At 33.8% G+C, this 20,692-nt stretch carries 16 protein-coding genes and 1 tRNA gene; 6 read left to right on the top strand and 11 right to left on the bottom strand.

Going from position 1 to position 20,692, the window contains the following annotated elements:
• Positions 1 to 44 precede the first annotated feature (44 nt).
• Entirely contained in the window at positions 45 to 1,502 is a 1,458-nt protein-coding gene (locus tag J7K39_09215; protein ID MCD6180068.1) for a DUF2779 domain-containing protein, read from the top strand.
• A gap of 57 nt (positions 1,503 to 1,559) precedes the next feature.
• On the opposite strand, the gene J7K39_09220 is transcribed toward J7K39_09215, so the two are convergent.
• From J7K39_09220 to J7K39_09245, 6 genes are read right to left on the bottom strand one after another with little or no spacing between them, the layout of a single operon-like run.
• Positions 1,560 to 2,804 (bottom strand): hypothetical protein, encoded by a 1,245-nt coding sequence (locus J7K39_09220; GenBank protein ID MCD6180069.1) that lies wholly within the window; start codon positions 2,802 to 2,804, stop codon positions 1,560 to 1,562.
• 18 nt (positions 2,805 to 2,822) lie between these two features.
• The gene (locus J7K39_09225; GenBank protein ID MCD6180070.1) at positions 2,823 to 3,734 is read right to left on the bottom strand and encodes a hypothetical protein; all 912 of its coding nucleotides are present in this window, start codon (positions 3,732 to 3,734) and stop codon (positions 2,823 to 2,825) included.
• Between the two features lie 17 nt (positions 3,735 to 3,751).
• Positions 3,752 to 4,534 (bottom strand): outer membrane lipoprotein-sorting protein, encoded by a 783-nt coding sequence (locus J7K39_09230; protein ID MCD6180071.1) that lies wholly within the window; start codon positions 4,532 to 4,534, stop codon positions 3,752 to 3,754.
• Between the two features lie 8 nt (positions 4,535 to 4,542).
• Positions 4,543 to 5,148 carry a DUF2202 domain-containing protein gene (locus J7K39_09235; GenBank protein ID MCD6180072.1) on the bottom strand — a complete coding sequence of 202 codons (606 nt, stop codon included), beginning with the start codon at positions 5,146 to 5,148 and terminating at the stop codon, positions 4,543 to 4,545.
• Positions 5,149 to 5,150: 2 nt separating this feature from the next.
• Entirely contained in the window at positions 5,151 to 7,448 is a 2,298-nt protein-coding gene (locus J7K39_09240; protein ID MCD6180073.1) for an MMPL family transporter, read from the bottom strand.
• Between the two features lie 17 nt (positions 7,449 to 7,465).
• Entirely contained in the window at positions 7,466 to 8,044 is a 579-nt protein-coding gene (locus J7K39_09245; GenBank protein ID MCD6180074.1) for a TetR/AcrR family transcriptional regulator, read from the bottom strand.
• Between the two features lie 264 nt (positions 8,045 to 8,308).
• On the opposite strand from J7K39_09245, the gene elbB reads away from it, so the two are divergent.
• Positions 8,309 to 8,959: an isoprenoid biosynthesis glyoxalase ElbB gene (gene elbB, locus J7K39_09250; GenBank protein ID MCD6180075.1), complete on the top strand. Its 651-nt coding sequence runs from the start codon at positions 8,309 to 8,311 to the stop codon at positions 8,957 to 8,959.
• A 64-nt stretch (positions 8,960 to 9,023) separates the two neighbouring features.
• Here the strand turns inward: elbB and J7K39_09255 are convergent, their stop codons facing one another.
• From J7K39_09255 to J7K39_09270, 4 genes are all read right to left on the bottom strand, one after another.
• Positions 9,024 to 10,373 (bottom strand): DUF4270 domain-containing protein, encoded by a 1,350-nt coding sequence (locus J7K39_09255; GenBank protein ID MCD6180076.1) that lies wholly within the window; start codon positions 10,371 to 10,373, stop codon positions 9,024 to 9,026.
• An 81-nt stretch (positions 10,374 to 10,454) separates the two neighbouring features.
• Positions 10,455 to 11,261 (bottom strand): glycogen/starch synthase, encoded by an 807-nt coding sequence (locus J7K39_09260; protein ID MCD6180077.1) that lies wholly within the window; start codon positions 11,259 to 11,261, stop codon positions 10,455 to 10,457.
• Positions 11,262 to 11,443: 182 nt separating this feature from the next.
• The gene (locus J7K39_09265; GenBank protein ID MCD6180078.1) at positions 11,444 to 13,141 is read right to left on the bottom strand and encodes a glutamine--tRNA ligase/YqeY domain fusion protein; all 1,698 of its coding nucleotides are present in this window, start codon (positions 13,139 to 13,141) and stop codon (positions 11,444 to 11,446) included.
• A gap of 110 nt (positions 13,142 to 13,251) precedes the next feature.
• The gene (locus J7K39_09270) at positions 13,252 to 13,992 is read right to left on the bottom strand and encodes a geranylgeranylglyceryl/heptaprenylglyceryl phosphate synthase (GenBank protein MCD6180079.1); all 741 of its coding nucleotides are present in this window, start codon (positions 13,990 to 13,992) and stop codon (positions 13,252 to 13,254) included.
• A 200-nt stretch (positions 13,993 to 14,192) separates the two neighbouring features.
• Here J7K39_09270 and rnr point away from each other — a divergent pair, with 200 nt between their 5' ends.
• Complete coding sequence (gene rnr, locus J7K39_09275; protein MCD6180080.1) at positions 14,193 to 16,343, top strand: ribonuclease R; 2,151 nt, start codon at positions 14,193 to 14,195, stop codon at positions 16,341 to 16,343.
• A 38-nt stretch (positions 16,344 to 16,381) separates the two neighbouring features.
• On the opposite strand, the gene J7K39_09280 is transcribed toward rnr, so the two are convergent.
• Positions 16,382 to 16,714, bottom strand: coding sequence for a hypothetical protein (locus tag J7K39_09280; protein ID MCD6180081.1), 333 nt, complete (start codon positions 16,712 to 16,714; stop codon positions 16,382 to 16,384).
• 229 nt (positions 16,715 to 16,943) lie between these two features.
• Here J7K39_09280 and J7K39_09285 point away from each other — a divergent pair, with 229 nt between their 5' ends.
• From J7K39_09285 to J7K39_09295, 3 genes are all read left to right on the top strand, one after another.
• On the top strand, positions 16,944 to 18,536 hold the full coding sequence (locus J7K39_09285) for a C69 family dipeptidase (protein MCD6180082.1): 1,593 nt from the start codon (positions 16,944 to 16,946) through the stop codon (positions 18,534 to 18,536).
• Positions 18,537 to 18,590: 54 nt separating this feature from the next.
• A complete protein-coding gene (locus J7K39_09290) occupies positions 18,591 to 20,318 on the top strand; it encodes a Na/Pi cotransporter family protein (protein MCD6180083.1) in 1,728 nt (575 codons plus the stop codon).
• A 212-nt stretch (positions 20,319 to 20,530) separates the two neighbouring features.
• Positions 20,531 to 20,604 (top strand) — tRNA-Asn (locus J7K39_09295).
• Positions 20,605 to 20,692 lie beyond the last annotated feature (88 nt).

Genomic DNA, 20,692 nt, shown 5'->3' on the forward strand with positions numbered 1-20,692 from the left:
TTTAAAATCATTTTTGTGCGATAAAGTAAAAACAGATAAGAATAATGGAAAAACATATACTCTCAAAATCGACATTTATTAAAGGTCATCAATGTTTAAAAGCACTTTATCTGCATAAAAAAAGACCTTTTTTGCGCGATAAATTGAGTGCTGAACAAAGAGCAAAATTTAAACGTGGTCATAAAGTAGGGGATATGGCTCAACAGCTTTTTCCGGGAGGGATAGATGTTTCTCCAAAATCACCATCGCAATACCAAAAATCTGCTATCAGAACACAAGAACTAATTGCAGAAGGGCAAAGCATTATTTACGAAGCTACATTTCAGTTTAATAAAGTGTTGGTAATGCTCGATATTTTAGTGAAAACCGAAAAAGGCTGGGAGGCTTATGAGGTGAAAAGTTCGCTTAGCCTTTCAGAAACCTATTTTACAGATGCCGCTTTGCAGTATTATGTAATTACAAATAGTGGATTGGATTTAGTTTCCTTTTCTTTAGTTTATGTTAATGAGAATTACAGCTTAGGAGTGGAGAATGAAATAGATGTACAATCCTATTTTATCAAGCAAGATGTTAGTTCGGAGATAAAAGAAAAACAAGCTCAAATTGCCGAAGAAATTGAAGCTGAATTGCAGATTTTAACAGAAGCTCATTCGCCAAAAGTTGAGGTTGGAGCTCATTGCTTTTTTCCATATAATTGCGATTTTTTAGGCTTTTGCTGGAAGAAAAAACCAACAGATATTTTTAAAATTCCCGCTTTGAGTGGAGATGAACGTAGGGAGCTGTTGAATCAGGGTATTTTCAGTCTCGAAAAGTTACAAGCTCAGGAATGGGAAAATCCTTTAGTAGAAAAGCAGCTTGAAAGTTTAGCAAAAAAACAAGCCTTTGTTACGGAAGATTTAAAGGCTCTTTTATCTGCTTTGCCGGAGCATACAGCCTATTTAGGTTTTGTTGCACGACAAGAAGCTATTCCGCAATGCATTGGCGATAAACCTTATCAAAATCAGCTTTTTGCTTATGCATTTTTGTTTGATAATAAAAAGGAAAATAGTTTATTTTCCGGTCGGTGTGAGGAATACCAACACTTTATTGAGCAGTTAATATTTAAATTAAATACAAGAACTAAAATTGTAGTTTTTGATAGAGAATATTTTGCGGCGGCTTTAGAACAAGTGGCAGAACAATTCCCAAATCTATTAAAAGAAGTCGAGCGAATTAACCAAAAAACTTTGGGCATTAAGCAATGGATTAAAGACGGTCTTTTCTATTTCCCGGGCTTTAAACACGATTTACTTTTTAAAGACATTATCAGCAAAGTATTAAATGTGTTTCCTTTTTCAAAGCAGCCCATTTATGCCGATGTTTTAGCGGTAAATATGTTCAATCAAATACTGGAGAAATTAAGTCTTTTTGATGAAAGCAATGAAGATGCAAATGCAATTTTGACCTATGTTGAGAGTTTAGCAAATTATACTCGGCAAACAGCAGAAAAATTAAAGCAATAAAAAAAGCCACAGCAAATAAGCTGTGGCCGGAACAGGTTTTGAACAAAGCTGAATCTGTTAAAAACTGTATTTTATTTTAATGTAAGCCATGGAGTTGTCTTTATACTGTCCAAAGCGTCCACTTTCATCGCCTACAAAAACATTTGCTCCTAATAAAATAGAAAAACTATCGTCGTAGTCGTAAGTGATTTTTGGGCGAATTAAGGCATCTTCATTACTAAGTCCTATGTAAGAGAAGAGCTCTAAATGAAGTGTTTCTCGTAGTACATCAGCATGAGCTAAAAATGTTAAGGTATTTTCGGTTTCCTGACTTAGCATTCCCGGTTCGTAATCCAGTATATACTGTTGAATAAATTGAGTGCTGAATTTTACGGATTTAATATTAAAATCGAGTCCTAAAACATAATGCAAATAGTCTTTTTCAACTAAAGCATCAACAGCTTGTATATCTTCAGTTTGGAAATATTTTCCATTATAATAAGCAGCTTCACCTCTAAATATCACACCTTTTATTTGTGTGCTAAATGATCCTCCTCCAAGTGTTAAGCGGTGATATTCGGGAGTAACATTTAAAGTTGTTAAAATTGGAGATTGTGTGTTTGGATCCATTCCAAAAGTTTTATTTACGTGCATCACGGGTATATCGTCCCAAGTATAGCCTCCCATAATTTCAAAATCTACAAAAGAAGTTATTCCTGTAAACTTGGCAAACACTTCGCTATTTTCCAGACTGGGGGTTACGTTTTTCTTACTATTATCAAAAGTTGGTTGAATAGGAAATTCGGGTTGAATATACCAAATAGAATTTGATGCTGGAGTTTCTATTGCTGTAAAAAACGGAATCCAAATAAGTTCAAAAGTATTGTTTCCGAAATAATAATCCACTTTTGTAGCATAAACACCGGATCTGATTTCATCAAAATCAGGTAGAAGAAATTCTGTAAGGTTTAAGGGTGAAACTACATCGGTAATAAAAACGCCATCGGCTTTACCCCAAACTACTTGTTGTTTACCAATACGGATATCGAAATTATTGAAATATAAGTCGAGATAAATCTCACGCATATTAAATTTCAAACTATCTGTATTATAAGAATAAAGCATAGGATTGGCTTTAAAAGCTACTTTGCTTCCACGTTTCTCAAAATTCAAATTAAGTGTATTTTGTAATATTGAGAAGTCGCCACTATCAAATAAAACTCCGGTATAATTTCTGGCATATCCGGAAATATCTACATCCTGTGATTTTAGCATAGGAGTTATTAGAAGCGTTAAAATGATTAGTATGTTAATTTTCTTCATTTGTTATATTTTATTTTTTTAATTATTGAATCTAAGTATCTCTGTTACAACTCCAAAACTGATAAGAGAGAGTTGTCTGTCGAAATAAATATTATAATAATCTCTGCCCCTAAAAATAGACACAAAAAGACCGACATCCTCTAAACCTGTAGGATAATAAGAGACCGTTAAGCTCAATTCGAGCCTTTTTTTGTCAAATGTTTTCCAATTGCTTACATCACCAAAAAGAATGGTTGATTTTCCTTTTATGGAGAATAATGCTTTGCCCTTGTTATTAGCATCACGTTTTCTGTTCAACTTAAATACTGAGAAAGAAGAATGCCAACGTAGTGTGCTAAAGAGTCCTTCCAATTCGTTTGTGGTAAAGCCCGGAGCATGATATTCGATGGATGAGCTATAAAACTGCATTGCTTTAAAGCGAGGATTATAATTGGTTTTAATAAATCCAAATTCAAGGTAGTTGGTTGCAAAATTACCGGTAATATGATTGATTTCTCCGTTTTCGAGAAAAGAATCTCCCTCTTGCCCGTTAGAATGATGAGCTATACGTCCGAAAAGATTCAAATGACTAAAGGGTGGTCGTTCTCCTAAAGCATAATAAACAGTTATTTGTGGAATATAGCTTGGTGTACGTACCGGAAAAGATTCTTCTTGATACATACGAAGAATTATTTGCGGTGTTAGTACTCCCATTAAACGAGCATTCTTACTTTTTCGGATATAAAAATTAGGAACAAAATTAGCTTCAAACCAAAGAGGATCAATATTTCCAACACCGCCTAAAATAGTAAAATAACTATTTCCTTGGTTAACTTGAGATACTGTTGTTAAATCTATGATGCCTTTGTTTATATCAGTTTCTTGTCCTACCGCTATTTGTGCTAGCAGTAGAACAATAAAACTAATTAGATAAACTTTTTTAAAAGCCATTATTCCCAATTATATTTTTACATTCCGCGCATCATCATACGCTCGGTAAATAAAGATTCTTGTATTTTGTTTGTAATATTAATATCCCTTAAATCCATAGTTGTACGGTGGTTCTTTTGAACATTTTCCATTTCAGATAAATTTATGATTAAGAAACCATCATAGTCTTTGTACTCTTTAATATGAAGGATTTTTAAAAGGTCGCCATCTTCATCGTAGAATTCTTTTTTAAGACCAATAAAATCATTTTTAATAATCCATGTCTTGGTTTTAGAATACATATAATCTTCGTCTTTAGAAACACTTTCTACAACATAACATTCTTTGCCATCTATAGTTTCCTCGCCAATAAGTGTATGTGTATCGTCTTCTAATTTACGATCGCCTAAATCGTCGTAAGTAAAATCAGATCCCATAAAATAATCACTTTTACTATCGCTTGAAATACGTTTAGTTTTTTTAATGGCAGGAAGATAAATCCACTGGTCATCACTTTTGTTATCATCATCATAAGTCCAATTCATAAAAGAGGTGTTCTTAACATCAGCAGGAGTTAGAAAGAACATAATGCTCTTTTCTACTTTTCCAAGATCCTTTGTAAATTGTTTAATTGTACGAATGCGTGTGTTTCCGCTTTTGTTGGTTAAAGTCATTGTTAAAGTTGCAGTTTGCATAGGAGGAGTAGGTCTATTATAAACCTTTTCTATAATTTGTTTTCCGTTTAAATCTTGTGCCGATAACGAGCTGTATATGCCTAAACCAAAGATTAGGACAAGAATGGATATTTTAAATTTTTTCATAATATTATTTATTTTGAGATTATTTTTTCTAATTTTTCTTGTGAAATGTATTGTGCTTGATAATTGATGTCATATCTGTTTAGCCAACGTGTAAAAGCACGCATATGGTTCTCTGAACCTCGGAGCAAATTGGAATATACCAAAGAGATATCCTTACTATCAACATCTTCTTTTAGATATTTCTCCAGGTCGAAAATATCCACATCTTCAACGGTTGCACCAACCACAAGAGCTTGTTGTAAAGATTCGTTTCCTTGCGCAATTAAAGCATCGTAAAGTTTCTGTAATTCAGAAGAATGAAAACTACCAATTTCCAAGTTTTTTTCATATGCTATTTCATATTTATCAAGTAAAGATGCGACATTGCTTTGATGATGATCTTCTGCTTTGGATATGTTTGAAAATATGCGAAGATCCCATTTGCTGTACAATGTTTTATAAACATCGCCGGCTAATTTTTCTTCTTCATACATATGTAGCAAGCTTTCCTTTTCAGCTTGATTAACATCCTCTTTGGGCATGTCAACAGCTATACAATCGCTTTGTTGCGCGAATCCAATAGTTGAACTTAATAAAAGAACAGCAATAAGTACAAGATGTTTTAGATTTTTCATTTTTACTTTTTCTTTTTAAGATAAACTTTTGTTTGATTCATTAAAACTAACATAATGGTAAGTGTACCTATAAAGCTGGTAAACATATTCAAGGATACTAAAGCACCTAATTCACGGTTAGGTGGGAATACGGAAAATACTAAAACCATAAATCCTAAAATGACAACCACAGCATTAAAACTAATGGCACGACCGGAATGAGCCATAGTTTTTTGAGCAATTTCTAAACTGTTATTGCTCGTCTCAGCATTGTGCCGATATTGTTCAATAAAGTGAACGGCATAATCTATCCCTATTCCTATAGCAATACTTGAAAGCAGGGCTGTTGTTGAGTTTAGAGGGATATTTAAAAATCCCATAACACCAAATCCTATAACCGTAGTAATTAAAATAGGAACAGTACCAATCAATCCGATGGTAAATTTCTTAAACATTAACGAAAGCAGAACAATAACAATAATGATGGAAAGGATAAGACTCATAACTTGTCCTTCGAGTATAAGATCTGTAAATACTAATCCTTTATATCCGCTTCCGGCATATTTAATATCAATACCTAAATCGTTAAAATCTTTATTGTAAGTGTCAATTACAGCGATAGCAGAATTTATAGCTTTGGAGTTGTCGCTTTTTAGTTGAAAATTGACATTTAGTTTAGAATAATTGTAATCTACAACAGCATTTAAATTTTCCGGATCGCCTGACATTTCATAGAGCAATAAATATTGAGCAATCATATCTTGATCATCAGGAATGCTGTTGAATGCTTCATCATCGGCATTCATTACCTTATTCATTCGTTTTACATAATCAGTTAAGGTAAAGGAGTTTCCTACAACAGCTAAAGAATCAACTAAATTACTTTGCATTTTATCAACCAATTTTAATACTTGAGGGTTTTTAAAAGCATTTTCTTTTCCGTTAGCATCTAAAATTAGGTTTAAGGTGGTTGTTCCTCCAAAATGACTATTAATAAAATGATCAGTTAAAACGATATCACTGTCTTTTTCAAATTTTTCTAAAAAGCTGGAGTTAATCCATATTTTTTGCATTCCAATAATCATCACAACAATTAAGACTGCTGTTCCGATAATAGAAACTTGTTTGTATTTTAAGATTCCGTTAGTTAACTTATCTGCTAAATGTGAACTGCTTCCTCCTTGTTTCTTTTTTGAGGCTTTTACTTTTGGAAGTCCAAAGGCTAAAATTCCGGCAGGTATGAAGACTAAGGAAAATACCATAGCCATTAAAACACCAAAAGAGGCAAATAATCCAAAGTATTTTATTGGATATACTTGTGAAGTAAGTAAAGAAACAAAACCAACAGCAGTAGTTACAGAGGTCATAATAACAGGTTTCCACATTTTAACTACCATATCACTTACAGCTTCTTTTTTTGTTGCTTGTGGGTTATGCATCAAAAATAATTGTAAATGACTGTAGAGGTGAATTCCGTCCGCTACTCCAATCGCTATAAGCATTACGGGAATCATTGTTGATACGGCATATATAGGAATATTTACCATTGCCATTAAACCGAAAGCCCAGATGGTAGACAAAAACACTACTAACATGGTTAGTATAGTACTTTTTATGCTTCGTAAAGTGATAAATAGAACTATTGTAATTACTAATAAAACAATAGGAACCATTTTTTTCATATCGGCAGGACCAAGTAATGCCATAGTGCCTTCAATAATTGGTCGCCCTGCCACATAAATTTTTATATCATCTGTTTGATAAGAGTCTGCTAAATCAAGAATTTCCTTATAAAATTCTTGCGAAAAAACACCATCTTCTATTTCGGCAATAACTACTGTAACGGTTTCGTCTTTAGAAACTAAACGACCGAATACCATTTCGTTATTAAGTACATTCTCTCGAATTTTATCTAGTTTTTCTTGAGTTTTTGGAACGCGCTTGTAAAAGGCTTTAACATCCATCCCTTCCTCTGTTCCTATAATATTATCGGCAGTATATAAAGAAGTTACATCATCTTTATTAATTTGTTCAAGTTTTTGTAGTTTTCTTGTAAGTTTTTTTAAAGTATCGAGTGTTTCCGAATTGAATACACCATTTTTGTTTTCCAATGCAATAATAATTCCATCGTTAATGCCAAACCATTCTTCGGCCATATCGCTATAAACAAAAGCCGGATGATCTTTGGGCATATATTCGTCTAGGTCTGTTTCCATGCGCGAATTTTCTTTCATCTTCATAAAGAAGACTACGGTTAGAATCAAGCTGATTCCCAGAATTAACCAAGGTGTTTTTAATAATTTTAAAAGTATTTTTTGCATGATATATAAATTAGTAATTAGTGTTTCAATGCTTGAATAAGTGTTGAGAATAGGATATTTCCTTTTTCAACGAGATTGAAATTATGGCCGCTAAATTTCCACTGTCTAACCAATTGGCGCATAGATCCAAAAAACAGAATAGTAAACATTTCGATATTAGCGCTTTCTGAAATTTGTTTTGCTTGTTTTAATTTTATGAGCATGCCTTTCACAATCTCCTCATTCATTTGTTGAATTTCCATCACTTTTTTAGCTAATCGAGATTCGTTTTGAAAAATCTCTTCAGAAAAAATAACAGAAACTAAGCTTGGGTTATTTGCAAGACGATGCAATACTTGTGTATAAAAGTTTTGCATTTTAATAAGAGGCTCGGATTTATCTTGCTCCAATATTTGTACTCTTTGCATAAGGTCTTCCTTAAACCCGTTCAAAACGGTACAAAGAATATCAAATTTGCTATCAAAATGTCTATATATTGCTGGTTCAGAAATTCCAATGGCTTTTGATATGTTCTTAATAGTTAAACCTTGTATCCCTTTTTCATCGATAATTTGTATCGACTTTTCGATTATTTCTTCTTGTCTTTTAGATAACATTATAAAAAAGTTAGTTAGTATTCGCTCACAAAGTAACTACATATTTTCGGACTGACCAAATATTTAAATAAAAATATAGTAACTTATTGTGACAAAGATAATTACATTTTTTATTAAAAAGCAACGATAGTTTCAAATGTAAATAAAAAAAAACGGTTTAGTTGAGAGTATACAGAAATTAAATAATTAACATTTACTTTTGGTGTCGTTTTTTCTTTTAGGAATTTGTATCTTTGATTAAGAGAATTTTTAAACGGATTAATTATGAAAAAATTTGCTGTGGTTTTATCTGGTAGCGGTGTATTTGATGGAGCAGAAATACATGAAGCTACTTTAAGTTTATTGGCTATTGCACAAGCAGGAGCCGAATATGAAATTTTTGCACCTGATACTCCTCAACATCATGTTATAAATCATATAAGTGGTGAAGAAATGGACGAAACGCGCAATGTTCTTATTGAATCGGCACGTATTGCAAGGGGAAAAATAAAGGCTTTAACAGAATTTGATGCGTCGAATTTTGATGTTTTATTGTTTCCCGGAGGATTTGGTGCTGCAAAAAACCTGTCTTCATTAGCTTTTGACGGACCAAAATGTAGTGTTAATATAGATGTCGAAAATTCTATTAAAGCCATGCTTAGTGCAAAAAAGCCTATAGGAGCTTTATGTATTGCTCCGGCAGTTGTTGCTAGAGTTATAGAAGGTGTAAAAGTAACTATAGGACAAGATAAAGATACCGCTAATGCCATTGAGGCTATGGGTGGAATACATATAAATACCAATCATGGCGATGTTATTGAAGATGCTGTTTACAAAGTATTTACAACTCCTTGTTATATGCTCGATGCCAGTATAATAGATATTTATAATGGTGCCAATAATGTAGTAAATGCAATTATGGAAAGTATAAAATAAAAAAAGCATTCGTCAGATCTCGGTGAGAGCTCAGTCGAATGCTGACAGATGCTTTTTTTATAATTTATTGATTATCAGCTTCCAATTCGGTATAAATCATTTCCAGTCGAATTCGCGATTCAGGATTGACATCAGGATCATATCCTGCTCCAATTAAACGAGATCCTTTATTAGTTGAACCTACAATCTGCAATAGAATATTATCTGTATCAAATTTGCCGGCAATATAGTCTTTCATAAATCTTGTAATTCTGAACTCATATTGTTTGGATGAGCTGTTGTAGTAACCGCCAAAATATTCATCTCCGCCGCCTGTATCTTCAAGATAATAATAGTTACTTGTACTGTCAACATCCGAATATCTTTTTTGTAATAAAGACAAATTAGCAGCTTCTGCAAACATATTATCCGGATCTATATTTGTGATTATCAGTTTAGCTTCGTTGATGGCATATTTAGCAAAGTCTTCACGCTTAAACAGGGAAGGGAAACGGATATAACTATCTACTCCACCTAAAGTTTGTAAATAGAATTTTTGCTTTCCTTTAGTGGTGTCTTTTTCTATCACTTGGCTATAAAAATCAGCATCTGCATCAATATAATCAAAATGATCAAAATTTTGAAAAGAAGCCGATCCTGCACTTGGTACAAGATTATAGCTTAAAGAATCATCAATAGAATTACTATAATATACTGTTAGTTTAGATAGGGATCCGTACATATCTAAAAAGGTAAGGTTGCCAACACCACCATTATCAACGGGTTCAAAATAAAGACCTTTAAAAAGATCAAGAAAATCCGCATTATTATAATAGATAGTATCTTCAAATGACATTAGGCGCTGACCTAGATCGTCGGATAAACGCAAAGTAAAATAAGGCGCAACCATAACGGTATCAATCAAAACACTATCCATAGGCTTAGGAATTAAGGAAATCTCGCCAAGTAATTCCGGCAGATATTCTGCTGTTTGGTTAGAATAGTAAGCCGTATCCACATCAAGTAATTCGTTTAACTCATATACTCTAAAAGATAGAGGGGCTAAAGAATCTCCATAAACAGAGGTCATCTGATAAGGGATTGATAAAACGAGAGAATCGAAGACTCTGTTATCACCAAAAGTAAAGCTTGCCAGCGAAAGGTTATATTGCATATAAAGGCTTGCTTTTGTTTTACCGAAAACCGGATCGTTAACAACTCCCAAGACATTGTTCACTAATTCGTCAGTACGCACGGAATCACGTAAAATAGAATATACCTGAACATTTGCTGTATCAGAAAAGTGAACGATAAGCGGGTTATTCCCAACAATATCTAATCCTATTTGAGAAGGTTCTTTTTTACAGGAAAAAAATAGCATCCCTATAACTAAGAGTGCAAGTACGCTTTTTATAAAGCTTGATGTATTCTTCATTCAACCAATTTTAGTTCGCAAAAGTAAAGCCTTTTACAAAAGCTACATAAGGAAATATCTTAATTTTTGTTATAAAACAGGCTATTCTTCCAATAAGCTGTTATAGAAATTATCAAAAGTATCCACATAATCCTCTGCTCCGGGATAAGGAAGAACAGGTTTTCCGCTTTCTTCAACCATTTTTTGAACTTCAGCATCTATGGTATCGCAATTTATTATAACTGCATCAGAGTATTTTAAAGCGCCTTTCATAAGGTCGGTATATGTTCCGCCTTTAAAAACGTCTAAATCGGAGTCCTCAATACCTTCCATTTTAATTTTTTTGGTAAGAGTATTACCTAATTTTTCCGGAAAGCTATCGTTATAAATACTTATTACCACCTTGGTATCCGCAAATAATGGATTGTCTTTTAATGCTTTTTTTACATATAAAGGAACCATACTGGCTATCCAACCATTTATATGAATAATATCCGGAGCCCAACCGAGTTTTTTAACGGTTTCTAAAACTCCACGCGAATAAAAAACAGCACGTTCATCATTATCTTTATAGAAAACATTTTTCTTATCTCTAAGAACTGTTTTTCTTTGGAAGAACTCTTCATTATCAATAAAATAAACCTGCATACGAGCTTGTTGTATAGAAGCAACTTTAATGATAAGTGGATGATCTTGATCGTCAATAATTAAATTCATCCCTGAAAGGCGTATTACTTCGTGAAGTTGATTACGCCGCTCGTTGATAATTCCGAAACGCGGCATAAATGTTCTGATTTCTTTTCCTTTTTCTTGAATTCCTTGAGGAAGATAACGACCTATTTTACTTTGGAAAGTTTCTGGTAAATAAGGTGTTATTTCCTGATTTACGAATAATATCCTTTTTTTCATTGCAATGGATTAAAATTTACAAAATGTGGTATTAAAAAGCGAGTTGAATTTGACGCAAGCTTAAAACATTTTTGCAAAGGTAAACATTTTTTAAAAATTTGACAGCTATTGCCTTATCGAAAAAGAATAACTTACTGATTAAAAGTTAAAACAATAAAATATATCTAATCAGAGTTGGTAGTTTATTTTTTGCCTGCTTTTGCCCAAGAGTCTCTCAAACCCACCGTTTTGTTAAAAACCATAAGGTCTTTGGTGCTGTCTTTATCTACATTAAAATATCCTAAACGCTCAAATTGATAATAGCTTAATGCTTCTGCATTCTTAACAGATGGTTCTACAAAAGCTTTTTCAATAATATTTAATGAGTCAGGGTTAAGAAATTCTTTAAAGCCTTTTTCCTTGTTTCCATCAGGATCGGGAACGGTGAATAAACGATCGTAGATACGTACTTGCGCTTCAATATTATTATTGGCATCAACCCAGTGTAAAGTTCCTTTAACTTTTCGACCGTCTGGCGATTTTCCTCCTTTTGAAAGAGGATCGTAAGTACAGATTAATTCTGTAATATTTCCGGAATTGTCTTTAATTACTTCTTCACAAGTAATAAAATAAGCGTAACGTAAACGTACTTCACGACCGGGAGCAAGACGGAAGAATTTTCTAGGAGCATCTTCCATAAAGTCGTTGCGTTCAATATAAATCTCGCGCGAAAATGGAATCATACGTTTCCCTGCACTTTCATCTTCAGGATTGTTTACTGCTTCTAAGTATTCGCTTTGATCTTTCGGATAGTTTTTTATAGTTACTTTTAAAGGATCAAGAACAGCCATTACTCTATTGGCGCGTTTGTTTAAATCTTCTCTAACACTATGTTCGAGCATGGCAACATCAATAACATTATTTCTCTTGGCAATGCCTATGCGATCAGAAAAATTACGTAGAGATTCGGGTGTAAATCCACGTCGGCGCATCCCTGAGATAGTAGGCATACGAGGATCATCCCAACCATTAACAAGTTTTTCCGTTACTAATTCAAGTAATTTACGTTTACTCATTACGGTATAACTCAAATTTAATCGAGCAAATTCTATTTGTTGTGGGTGAAAAACTTCAGCTTCATTCAAAAACCAATCGTAAAGCGGACGGTGATTTTCAAATTCTAAAGTACAAAGCGAATGGGTAATTTTTTCTATACTATCTTCTAAACCGTGTGCCCAGTCGTACATAGGATAAATACACCAAGTATCGCCGGTACGGTGATGATGAGCATGACGAATACGATACATTGCTGCATCGCGCATTTGCATATTAGGAGAGTCTAAACTTATTTTAGCTCGAAGGGTTTTGCTGCCGTCGGGAAATTCTCCGGCTTTCATGCGTGCAAATAAATCCAAATTTTCTTCCACACTACGATTCCTATACGGACTTGCTTGTGCAGGAACAGAAGGTGTTCCGCGTGTTTCAGAAACTTCTTCCGCACTTAAATCACAGACATACGCCTTGCCTTTTTTTATTAGCTCAACAGCAAAATTATACATCTGATCAAAATAATCGGAGGCGTAATAAAGACGGTCGCCCCAATCAAATCCTAACCATTTTATATCTTCAATAATCGAATCAACATATTCAACATCTTCTTTGGTGGGGTTGGTGTCGTCAAAACGCAGGTTGCAAAGTCCATTATACTTTTGGGCTATACCAAAATTTAAACAAATAGATTTGGCATGACCGATATGCAGATATCCGTTAGGTTCCGGTGGAAAACGGGTGTGAACACGACTATCGTTTTTACCGCTCTTTATATCATTTTCAACGATTTGTTCTATAAAATTTAAGGAAGGCTTATTTTCCTCTTGAATATTTTTGTCACTGTTTTCCATAAATGCTTTTGAATTTAAAACTGCAAAATTAATACAATAATTGATGTTAAAGCGAGAGCTTTAAATGATTTCGTAAAAAGAATTTTTTTGAGGTGGGGCGGTAGTGTAGATTAACTAAAAAGTTTAACAGCTTCCACCATTTGTTGGAGCAATTCAGGTTGCTGTTCGAGAATATTTCCTACAACAATAAGATCGGCTCCGGCAGCACATTTAGCTTTAGCTAATTCAGCTGTACGTATGCCTCCGCCTACTATTAAGGGAAGAGCAACGTCTTTTCTCACTTGACGAATCATAAGATCGGAGACAGTATTTTTTGCTCCACTACCGCCATCAAGATAAATTAATTTATGCCCTAACATTTCTGCTGCTTGTGCTGTTAATGAAGCAATTTCTGCTTTATCGGAAGGGATTGGCAGAGTTCCGCTAATATATTGTGCTGTAGTTATATTTCCTCCGTCAATAAGCATGTAAGCCGTTGAAAGGGTTTCTATTTTAGCTTGTTTTATGTACGGAACAGCTTCTACATGACGACCAATAAGCAAATCCGGATTACGACCGGAAACAAGAGAGAGTAGTAATAATGCATCGGCCTTAGCGTTGACTTGCATAACGCTACCCGGAAAAATAACTAAAGGAATAGATGTTTCTGTTTTAAAAATTTGGAGACAAGTATCGAGTAAATCTTGCGATAGCAAGCTGCCCCCAACAAATAAATAATCAATAGGAAGGTCTTTAAAGCTTTGTGCCATAGCGTAAAAATCGGCTTCCTGATGTTTATCAGGATCGACTAAAATGGCAATTTGTTTTTTACCTTGCTGTTTTTTTTCCAGAATAGTGGAATAAACTTTCATGTGTGTTAAAGTAGGAGTCAAAAGTAAGGAATTATTTGTGAATCTCAAATTAAGAAAATATTGCAAAATAAATTGTTTTTATTTAATTTAGGTGCGACTGTATCTCGAATTATGAATGATTATTAAAGAACACATAATATTCTTTTAACTTAGCATAGCTATGATTTATGTACTTTTGTGCATTATAAATTTAATGAAAAATGAAAAAAAATTCAAAATTCTCCACTAATCCCTTTGTTAAAAATATTTTAAGCGAATTTGCCAATAACCCATATAGTGCATTCAATTATAAGCAGATGGCAAAACGTTTAGGGATTAAAGATAAGGCGGGAAAAACACAAATAATGGAATTATTATCTGATTTATTCAGACAAAAAATTCTTATAGAATCTAAACAAGGTAAATACAAAATTAGTCCGAAGTATATTACTACCTACGGAAAGGGAAAATCGTATGCAATAGGAAAAGTAGATATGTTATCGACAGGAAAAGCATATATAATAAATAGCGAAGGCGGTGATGATATCTTTATTTCGGCAAATAATACTAAAGATGCTTTAAATGGTGATAAAGTAAAGATATTTATTTTTCCAAAACGTCACGGACGAAAATTAGAAGGACAAATTTTGGAAGTTTTAGAGCGAGCTAAAACAAAGTTTGTAGGAACTATTGAAATATCAAAAGGCTTTGGATTTGTTATTCCAGACGATTTAAAAGTAGCTGTTGACTTTTTTATTTCAAAAGATAAAATTAACGGAGCTAAAGATGGTCAAAAAGTTGTTGTTGAATTAGACTCCTGGCCGGAACATGCTAAAAATCCTTTTGGAAAAATAGTGCAGGTTTTGGGCGATCCGGGAAACCATGGAGTAGAAATACAATCTATTGTTTTGGATTATAATTTCGATCTTACTTTTCCAAAACATGTAGAAGATGCAGCAGCTAAAATTCCAAATAAAATTTCAGTAAAAGAAATTGCCAAAAGACGGGATTTTAGAGATGTATTTACTACTACTATTGATCCTTATGATGCTAAGGATTTTGATGACGCAATAAGCTTGCGAAAGATTAAAGATAATCTTTGGGAAGTTGGTGTACATATTGCTGATGTTTCGCATTATGTGACTGAAGGTTCTGTTATAGATGTTGAGGCATACGAAAGAGCAACATCTATTTATTTGGTTGATAGGGTAATTCCAATGTTGCCCGAGCATTTATCTAATTTTGTTTGTTCTCTTCGTCCGGGAGAGGATAAACTAACTTTTTCGGCTGTCTTTGAAATAGATGAAGAGGGTAAAATACATTCGGAGTGGTTTGGAAGAACTCTTATCAATTCTGACCAACGTTTTACTTACGAAGAGGTACAGAGTATAATAGAAGGGGAAGCAGGTCCATATAAAGATGAGGTATTAGTTTTACATCAAATATCATCAAAATTACGTGAAGAACGTTTTAGCAAAGGCTCCATAAATTTTGAATCTACCGAAGTTAAATTTAAGCTTGATAAAGACAGTAATCCAATTGGTATTTTTATTAAAGAACAGAAAGAAGCTCATCGTTTAGTTGAGGATTTTATGCTTTTAGCAAATAAAAAAGTCGCTGAATTTGTTGGAAAACCAAGAGATAAGAAAAAAGTAAAGCCTTTTGTTTATAGGGTTCACGACGAACCGAGCCCGGAAAAGCTAAATACATTTGCTCAGTTTGTAAATAAATTGGGCTATGATATGAATATTAGCTCTCGGAAAAATATTATAAAATCATATAATAACCTTTTTAAATCGGTAGCCGGAAAAGGAGAGAAAAACATGATAGAAACCATTGCTGTACGAACTATGGCTAAAGCAATATATTCAACAGAAAATAATGGTCATTATGGTTTATCTTTTCCTTTTTATACTCATTTTACTTCTCCTATTCGTCGTTATCCCGATTTGATGGTTCATCGCCTTTTAGCTCATTATCTTGCTGGTGGCAGTAATATAAAAGTGGGCAATTTAGAAGAGAAATGTAAGCATAGCTCCGAAATGGAACGTTATGCTATTGAGGCAGAACGAGCTTCGGTAAAATATATGCAAGCCGTTTATATGCTCGATAAAATCGGACAAGAATTTGAAGGACAGATTTCCGGAGTCAGTAAATGGGGCGTTTATATTGAGCTTATTGGTAGTAAAGTTGAAGGTATGATCCGTATGAAAGATATGGAAGACGATTTCTATTTCTTAGATGAAGAAAATTATCAGGTGATGGGTCAGAAATACGGTAAGAAATACAAACTTGGCGATAGGGTTATTATTAAGGTTAAAAGTGTTGATGTGCAGAAAAAGCAGATTGATTATTTGCTAATAGAGAAATAAATATTTATTTCAAATTCAGTTTAAGGTTTTAGAAAAGTCTAAATATATCTTTTGCGAATGGCTTTATTGTTAAACACCAATACTGATAAGGCAGTAAATAAAGTTACACTACCAATAATAACAAGGAGTTTAGTCCACGATTGACCACTTTGCTCATAAGCTTGGATATAAAAATATAAACTGCGTAACCATTCCAAAGTGCCTAAAATTAGTGCAATCTGAAACACTTTAGGAACCCAAGGCTTTTTAATAAGTAATAAAAAAGGGAAAGCCAAAGAAATCATCATAAGTGAGCTCATATTATCTCTGGAAAAGTGAGCTCCCAAAATCAGAAAGCTTAAAATAACCGGAATTAGTCTAAGAAAAATCATCTGTCAAAGGTAAGATTTTTTACTTCTTCATTCTAAACTTTTTGAAGCTATTTTTTGAGTGATGACGACAGAGGAATACAGATTTATTATGCAAAACCCTAATTTCAAAAAAAACACAGAAGCTTGAAAGTTGTGGATTAGATAAGATTGCTTTGTAACAAAAGGAGCAGTTTAACTGTTAATTGGTATTATTGATTATTTTTGCGATTCAAATAGTAAATTAAAACATATGAAAAAGTACTACATTGTTCTTTTATTTTTCACTTCTCATTTTATTATAAACGCTCAAACGGCAGATAAAAGCGATTGGGAGGGCGGTTATCCGGAAGCTTGTACTTCTATTACGGTTGGTAAAATGGCTACTTTCGACGGCTCGGTAATGACTTCTCATACAGATGATAGTCATCGTACGCGCTCTTGGGTTAATATTGTTCCGCCTAAAAAACATAAGGCAGGGGAAGTTTCTAAGATGTATAAACGTGTTCAAGATAATACTAAAGCAATGCCTGCTTATGCTCATAACGAAATAGGCAGTATACCACAATTGAGCAAAACTAACGGGTTTATCAATACAGCTTATCCAAGCATGAATGATAAACAATTAGCTATGGGAGAAAGCACTTTCGGCGGTCGCGATGAATTGCAAAGTGATGCCGGTTTAATCGATTGTCAGCGTTTATGTTTGCTGTTGCTTGAGCGAACAGAAACGGCAAGAGAAGCTATTGAGCTTTCGGGTGAGTTATTAGAAAAATATGGCTGGAACGATTATGGCGAATGTCTTACTATTTCCGATCCGAAAGAAGTATGGCATCTGGAAATTGTTGGTCCCGGCGCAGGAAAAGTAGGAGCTGTCTGGGCTGCTCAACGCGTTCCGGATAATCATATTTCGGTAAATGCTAATGCGAGTACGATTAAGGAAATAGATTTGGAAAATCCCGACTATTTTATGGCTTCAAAAAATATATTTGAAGTAGCAAAGGAGATGGGATATTGGAATCCTGAAAAAGAAACATTCCGTTTTAATTACGCATATGCACCACATAGTCGTACTTCAATAGCCTCAAGGCGAAGAGAATGGCGCGTTTTTGATTTGGCTGCTCATAGTTTAGGATTAGATCCAAATGCTTCCGATTATCCTTTTTCTGTAAAGCCGGATACATTGATAACTCTTGAAAAAATGGTTAGTATGTTTCAGGATTATTATGAAGGTACCGAATTTGATATGCGTAAAAGTTTAACGGTAGCTGATGAAAATGGTAAAATGATTATATCGCCTTTGGCAAATCCACATATGCCTTATGATGCTCTTAAATTACATCGTATTAATGGAGGTTGGGGAGCTTTAGGCGAACGAACTATTGCTCGTTGGTATACAATGTATGGCACTATTATTCAATGTCGCGATTGGTTGCCTGATATGATAGGTGGAGTAGAATGGTTGGCAATGGATAATATATCCACATCAATTTATATTCCGGTATACGCAGGAACGACAGATTTACCCGAATCGTATAAAACCCCAGGTCGTAATGGCTTTACGTATAAATCGGCTTGGTGGGCTTTTAATCGCACGGGTACTTTAGCAGCACAGCGTTGGGGTGATATGCACAAAGATGTTGATGCTGTTTTTGGTCCAATGCAAAAAGAAGTTTTTGAAAATACTTCCGAATTTGAAAAGGAAGTATTAGAATTGTATAGGAAAAGTCCTAAGAAAGCACAAGAAAAATTAACGGGATATACCATTCACTGGGGAAATAAAGTTGTTGATGCAGCTTGGCAATTAGGTAATGATTTATGGACTAAATACGATGAAAAATTTTAATAATTTTAAACAATATTTTTTCTAATTAGATTTTTTGAATCATACATTATGAATATTATTTTTACTTTCCTTTGGAATACAATTACATTAATTGGGGCTTTGGGCTTATTCCTTTTCGGGATGAAATTAATGAGTGAAGCCTTGCAAAAAGTAGCAGGAAGTAAAATGCGCCACATCCTTGGCGCAATGACTAACAATCGTTTTAAAGGAGCTCTAACGGGAGTTTTGGTTACAACTACCATTCAGTCATCTTCAGCCACTACCGTGATGGTTGTAAGTTTTGTTAATGCGGGTTTGTTGTCGTTAACAGGTGCCGTTGCCGTGATAATGGGTGCCAATATTGGAACTACTGTTACCGCTTGGATAATTTCCCTCTTAGGATTTAAAGTGAGCTTAAGTTTTTTGTCGTTGCCTTTAATAGGATTGAGTTTTCCTCTTTTCTTCTCAAAAAACGGACTAAGAAAATCATGGGGAGAATTCGTTATTGGCTTTGCTATACTGTTTATTGGCTTACAGTTTTTGAAAGAATCTGTTCCCGATATTAAAAGTAATCCAGATGCATTAAGCTTTTTATCCGCCTATGTTGATTTAGGCTTTTGGTCTGTACTTATTTTTGTTCTTATAGGAACCATTTTAACCATAATTATTCAATCTTCAAGTGCAACTATGGCTCTGACTTTAGTGTTATCTTACAATGGTTTAATTCCTTTTGAATTGGCTGCGGCAATGGTTTTGGGTGAAAATATCGGGACTACCATTACGGCAAATTTAGCTGCTATGGTTGCTAATACTTCCGCTAAACGAGCGGCAAGAGCACATTTGCTTTTTAATATATTTGGTGTTATTTGGATATTGCTGCTATTTAAACCTTTTCTTGGTTTTATCGATTATGTTGTAAATATTAATCACGGAGTTTCTATTTTAGCAGGCAATCTTTCTTCCGCCGAATTTGAAAGTGTAAAAGGAGTGTATCCTATTGGCTTATCATTATTCCATACTACCTTTAATGTTCTAAATACTATTTTCCTTATCGGTTTTGTTAATACTATTGCTAAAGTGGCTACTTATCTTGTAAAACAAAATGATGAAGAAGACGAAGAGTTCCGATTAAAATACATTAATACAAGCCTTTTATCTACAACAGAGATATCAACGGTATTAGCTCAAAAAGAGATTGCTAATTTTGGTAAGCGTGTAGAAAAAATGTTTTGCTTTATTCCACAATTAATTGATGAAAAAAAGCCTAAAAAATATTCTAAACTTTTGGAACGCATTAAAAAATATGAAGAAATAACCGATAATATAGAAGATGAGATAGCCGCATATTTATCTAAAATGCTCGAAGGAGAGATGAGTAACGAAAGCTCAAGAAAGATAATGGCAATGTTGGCAATTATAGATAATCTCGAGAGTAATGCGGATGTTATTTATCAGATTTCACGTGTGATAGATCAAAATAATCAACGAAAAATAACTATTCCCGAAGAACAGGTTGATTTGCTTAAAGAGTTATGGGCATTAGTTCGTGAATCTTTTGAAGAAATGAACTCTAATCTGGATCAGAGTCTTTGGAGTGTTAATCCTGAAAAGGCTCTATCTATTGAGAAACGGATAAACATCAAGAGAAATGAGTTAAGAATTAAACATTTTGAGGATTTAAAAGCCAAGAAATACAAACATAAAGTGGGCGTATTTTATACTGATATTTTTTCTCTTAGCGAAAAAATAGGTGACTATGTTATTAATGTTACGGAAGCTATAGAAGAATCTAAGAAGTATTAAATGCAGTGTTATAGGCTGTTATAAGAATAAAAGAAAGAAAATATTTCAAATTTTCAGTAAAGCCTTGACAATTAAAAAAACCTATGTATATTTGCAGCGCTTTTCAGCAAAAAAGTAGAGCAAAATTCCTCTTTAGCTCTTTGGTAGAGTCCCGTATGTACGGGATTAATCAGAGAGTAAAAAGGGAAGATAAAAAAATAAAGAGCAAAAATTCCTCTTTAGCTCAGTTGGTTAGAGCATCTGACTGTTAATCAGAGGGTCCTTGGTTCGAGTCCAAGAAGAGGAGCTCAAATAAAACCCGAACTATTTCAGTTTGGGTTTTTTTGTTACGCTTATGTATTACATCTATATTTTGTATTCTGTAAAATCGGACA

Source organism: Bacteroidales bacterium (assembly GCA_021157585.1).
In the GTDB taxonomy this organism is placed as follows: domain Bacteria; phylum Bacteroidota; class Bacteroidia; order Bacteroidales; family UBA12170; genus UBA12170.